The sequence below is a fragment of the Actinomycetes bacterium genome (genome assembly GCA_024222295.1).
GTDB lineage: Bacteria > Actinomycetota > Acidimicrobiia > Acidimicrobiales > Microtrichaceae > JAAEPF01.
This window is the reverse complement of the sequence record JAAEPF010000062.1, coordinates 1-4,442: the sequence shown is the minus strand read 5'-3', so window position 1 is coordinate 4,442 and position 4,442 is coordinate 1. Positions and strand designations below refer to the sequence as shown.

Annotated in this window: 5 protein-coding genes; 2 read left to right on the top strand and 3 right to left on the bottom strand. The window is 69.2% G+C overall.

The features are described from left to right. On the bottom strand, positions 1–774 hold a 774-nt coding region (locus GY812_16285), incomplete at its 3' end, for a tyrosine-type recombinase/integrase (protein ID MCP4437041.1). A 474-nt stretch (positions 775–1,248) separates the two neighbouring features. On the opposite strand from GY812_16285, the gene GY812_16280 reads away from it, so the two are divergent. Both GY812_16280 and GY812_16275 read left to right on the top strand, forming a co-directional pair. Beyond that, complete coding sequence (locus GY812_16280; GenBank protein MCP4437040.1) at positions 1,249–2,829, top strand: IS21 family transposase; 1,581 nt, start codon at positions 1,249–1,251, stop codon at positions 2,827–2,829. After that, the gene (locus GY812_16275) at positions 2,816–3,577 is read left to right on the top strand and encodes an ATP-binding protein (protein ID MCP4437039.1); all 762 of its coding nucleotides are present in this window, start codon (positions 2,816–2,818) and stop codon (positions 3,575–3,577) included. The genes GY812_16280 and GY812_16275 overlap by 14 nt, the downstream gene beginning before the upstream one ends. Positions 3,578–3,582: 5 nt before the next feature. Here the strand turns inward: GY812_16275 and GY812_16270 are convergent, their stop codons facing one another. Together GY812_16270 and GY812_16265 are read right to left on the bottom strand one after the other, a co-directional pair. Beyond that, the gene (locus tag GY812_16270) at positions 3,583–3,951 is read right to left on the bottom strand and encodes a hypothetical protein (protein ID MCP4437038.1); all 369 of its coding nucleotides are present in this window, start codon (positions 3,949–3,951) and stop codon (positions 3,583–3,585) included. A gap of 211 nt (positions 3,952–4,162) precedes the next feature. After that, a complete protein-coding gene (locus GY812_16265; protein MCP4437037.1) occupies positions 4,163–4,420 on the bottom strand; it encodes a hypothetical protein in 258 nt (85 codons plus the stop codon). Between the last annotated feature and the right edge of the window lie 22 nt (positions 4,421–4,442).

Here is a 4,442-nt window from a genome sequence, read left to right as displayed (position 1 = left end):
GGTGGTCTCCATCGTCGCGTGCCCGAGCAGGACCTGCACAGTCCTGGGGTCGACGCCGTCTTCGAGCAGGTGGGTAGCAAAGGCATGCCTCAGGCTGTGAGGTGAGAGCCTTCGTCGCACGCCAGCGCGCGTTCGGATTCGCGCGAAGGCCTTCTGAACAGTTCGTGGTCTCGGGGGAGTGTTCTTTCCGTGTGCGTTGAAGAGCCACGGAGGCGTGGGCCTACAGGATCGCCAGTAGCCGCGGAGCAGCTGGAGGAGGTCGTCGTTGAGCGGAACAGACCTGGACTTGTCGTTCTTGCCGTGTCGGATCCGCAGGAGGCCCGAGGCCGCGTCCACGTCGTCGACCTGGAGCGCGATGAGCTCCGACACCCTTGCGCCCGTTCCGTACATGGTCGAGAACCAGACGAAGTATCGGAGGTTCGCCCTGGCGGCGTCGAGGAACCGCCGCACTTCGTCCCTGGTGGGCACCATGGCTTCTCGGCGTGGGACGCGCGTGTGGGGGATGGCCTGGATGACCTCAGGCCTTGCGAGTGTGAACACGAAGAAGAAGCGGAGCGCGGCATGTGCCTGGGCTACGGTGGCCGGGCTGCGGCCGGTCTCACGCATCCAGAGAAGGTGGCTGCGTACGTCATCTTCGTCGACCCGGGCTGGTGGCTTTCCAACCCTCTCGAAGAAGCGCCTGCACTGGCTGGTGTAGATGATCCTGGTCTTGGGGGAGAGTCCCCGGAGCCGGAGGTCCTGGTCGAGTCGGTCCCTGAAGCTGGCCTGTGCCATGTTGTTCTCCTGGAGGTGCCGCCGAGATGGGCGGTTCCTCCAGGATGGCCGGATGCTGGGCGTTCACGCTGCCGCGGAGCGGCTACAGTCCAACGCCTTTGTAGACGGCCCTCGGAGACACGGAATCTGTGCCCAGCCCATCTTGGCCGTCCCGGCGACGTGCTGGAGACCATCCCGACCATCAACGGCTAAGCCGGGCCAAGACCATCATTGGCGCCTGACCGTCTGGGTGCGGCGTCCAAGACCAGGTCGAAGGTCCAGGGTCCCAGGTCGCAGGTCCCAGGTCGCAGGTCCCAGGTCCCAGGTCCCAGGTCGAAGGTCGAAGTGTAGTGCGCCACGTACATGCTCCCCCCGAGCGCCCACCGCGCCACGAACTAGGGACCACCCCCGCGCCGCGATCTAGGGACCACCTGCCGCGGCGCGCAGGGCTGCCTCTTGTTTGGCGGTCTCCTCAGGCATCCAGCCGAGGAAGAGATGGCGTTCAGGGAGCTACACGTGGTCGAGATCAAGGAGATGCTGCGGCTGTGGAGCCGCGGGCACGGGTACCGGACGGTGGCCAAGAGAGTCGGCGTCGACCGCAAGACCGTGCGTCGCTACGTCGAGGCGGCCGAGGCCGGCGGCCTCGTTCGCAGCGCGGACACGGTCGTCGACGACGAGCTGGTCGCCTACGCCGTGGAGGCCGTACGCCCGGGCTCGGCGTCGCCGGTGGGGTCGATGCGCGAGCACCTCCGCGCACATGCCGAGCCGATCCGCGGCTGGGTGGAGGATGGCTGCCACGGACCAAAGCTCGCCCGGCTGGTCCTGCGAACGACGGGTGTCCCGGTGCCCCTGCGCACCCTGCAGCGCTTCGTGGCCGAGGACCTCGGGGTGAAGAGCGGCCAAGGCGACACCGTCCGCGTCGTCGACCCCGACCCCGGGCTGCTGGAGGTGGACTTCCTCGAGTTCGGCGAGTTCACAGAGATCGGCACGGGCAAGACGCGCAAGATGTACGCGCTGCTGTGCACCGCCGGGTACAGCCGGCACCAGTTCGTGTGGCCCTGCCTGGGGGTGACCCGGGAAGACCTCATCGAGGGGCTGGAGGCGGCCTGGGCCTTCTTCGGCGGCGTGTTCCCGTTCATCGTCCCGGACAACTGCAGTCCGATCGTGAAGCGGGCAGACCCCATCGCCCCGCTGTTCACCGAGGGCTTCCTGGAGTACGCCCAGGCCCGAGGCTTCGAGACCGACCCTGCGCGGGTTCGGAAGGCGAAGGACAAGGCGCGGGTGGAGCGCCAGGTGCGCTTCGTCCGGGACGACTTCTTCCGCGGCGAGCGCTTCCGGTCGGTCGACGAGGCGCGCATCGCGGCTCGCGACTGGTCGCTGCGGCTCGCTGGCGAGCGGACGCACGGACGCACGAGGCGTCGGCCCGTCGCGGTCTTCGAGGCCGAGGAGAAGTCGGTGCTGCTTCCCGCCCCGACCGAGCCCTACGACCGGCCGATCTGGGCGAAACACCACGTGGGCCGCGACCACGCGGTGGTGGTGGACTACGCGCTGTACTCGGTGCCCTACGCGCTGGGCGAGTGCGACCTGCGGGTGCGCCGCGACCGCACGACGGTGAAGTTCTACCGAGGCGCGAAGCTGGTGAAGGTCCATCCCCGGAAGCCCCAGGGGGGCACCAGCATCGACGCCGCCGACCTGCCGCCGGGCAAGGCCGCCCTGGCGACCCGGGACGCGACGACACTCTGCGAGCAGGGCGACGGGTTCGGGCCCCACGTCGGCGAGTACGCGCGGAGGCTGGCCGAGGGGCCGCTGCCCTGGAGCCGCATCCGGCACGTCTACCGGCTGCTGGGCCTGGCGCGGCGCTTCGGCGGAGCGGCGACCGACGAGGCCTGCGCACGCGCCCTGGAGCTGGACGTGGTGGACGTGATGCGCATCCAGCGGATGCTGGAGAAGGGGCTGGTGCGGCGGAACCTGTTGTCGTCCTGCACACCGCCGGCCCCGCCGGAGGCAGGGAAGGTCCTCCGTTTCGCCCGGGACGCGAGCGAGTTCCGGCTGGGAGGTCCAGATGCCTCCGCGTGAGCTGTCCAAGGACCTCGTCCGCGTCCTGAAGAGCCTGAAGCTGGGCAAGCTGTTGCCGACCCTGCCGGAGCGTCTCCGCCAGGCGCGCGAGCGCGGCATGGACCCCGAGGACGTGCTGCTGCTGATCCTGTCCGACGAGGTGCAGCGGCGCGACCGCAACCGGCTGGTCGCCCGGGCGCACCGAGCCCACCTGGACCCCTCGATGGTCTTCGACGAGTGGGACCTCGGGGCCAACATCACCTACGACCGCCGGCTCCTGGACGAGCTGCGGCTTCTGGGCTTCCTCGAGCGTCGCCACCACGTGCTGGTCATGGGCCCGGTGGGCGTCGGCAAGACGATGCTGGCGCACGCGCTGGGCCACCTGGCGATTCACCGAGGGCACTCGGTGCACTGCGAGCCGGCGGAGAAGCTGTTCCGGCGGTTGAAGGGCGCTCGCCTGGACGAGACCCACACCGCGGAGCTGCGGCGCCTGACCCGGGTCGACCTCCTCATCATCGACGACTTCGGCCTGCGCGCGATGGACGAGCTGGAGACGGCCGACATCTACGAGTTGATCACAGCCCGTCACCAGGCCGGATCGATGGTGATGACCTCGAACCGGGACCCGTCGGAGTGGTTGACGATCCTGGCCGACCCGCTGCTGGCCCAGGCGCTGGTCGACCGCTTCACCAACAACGCCTACGACCTGGTGATCGAGGGCGAGTCGTACCGGAAGCGGCAGAAGCCGAGGCTGAATCCAGCCAGCTGAGGCGGTCAGAAGGGCAGCTCTGGCACCGCCGAGGCCTCGCGCCCGAGGTAGTCCCTGAGGGGATCGGCCCGGTGGGCGGTGAGGATGCGCGCTGCGGTGGTGGCACGCTGCCGGAGGTCGCTCCTTGGCACGCGGCGCAGCCAGGAAGGGGGGATGGCGACCAGGTCTGCGAAGTCGAGCACCTGGTCGGCGACGAGCTCTGTGTGCCGCGTGCCGACCAGGCCTACGACGAGCGGGTGACCGAGCGGTCCGAGCACCTCGGTGAGGTCGCTGGGGTCGACGAGTACCGAGCAGCGGCGCAGCCGGTCACGCGGCCAGCGCACGAACAGATGAAAGCCAAGCGGGCTGGGCAAGAGGATGGCGAGCGTGGTCATCTGGACCCTCCACGAGACCGCCGCCGGTGGGAAGCGCGGGGTCTGTGAAAGGCCTACACGAAGCCTGTCAACGTCGAGGGGCACACCTTCAGAGGGGTGGTCCCTAGTTGGTGGCGCGGGGGTGGTCCCATGACGGTGGCGCTTGACAGACGACCGATGACCATGGGACCGAGGACCCATGACCCATGACTGAAGACCTCAGACCGAGGACTCATGACTGAGGACCCCTGACCATAGACCGAAGACCCATGACCAAGGACCTCTGACTGGCGATCCCCCGGTCGCAGATCTGCACCAGGGAAGCGGCCTGGTCGCGACACGCCGCGCCCCAGGCGCCTTGGCCCCGAGCGTGTTCCACCACCACCGTCGGCACGAAGAACCGGCGCTCGTCCCGCACGACCACGCCGGCCTCCACCAGGGTGGCGAGGCACGTCGCGTCCAGCACCTGCAGGGCGGTGGCCACGTCCATCCCCCGAGGCCAGGCGGCCAGC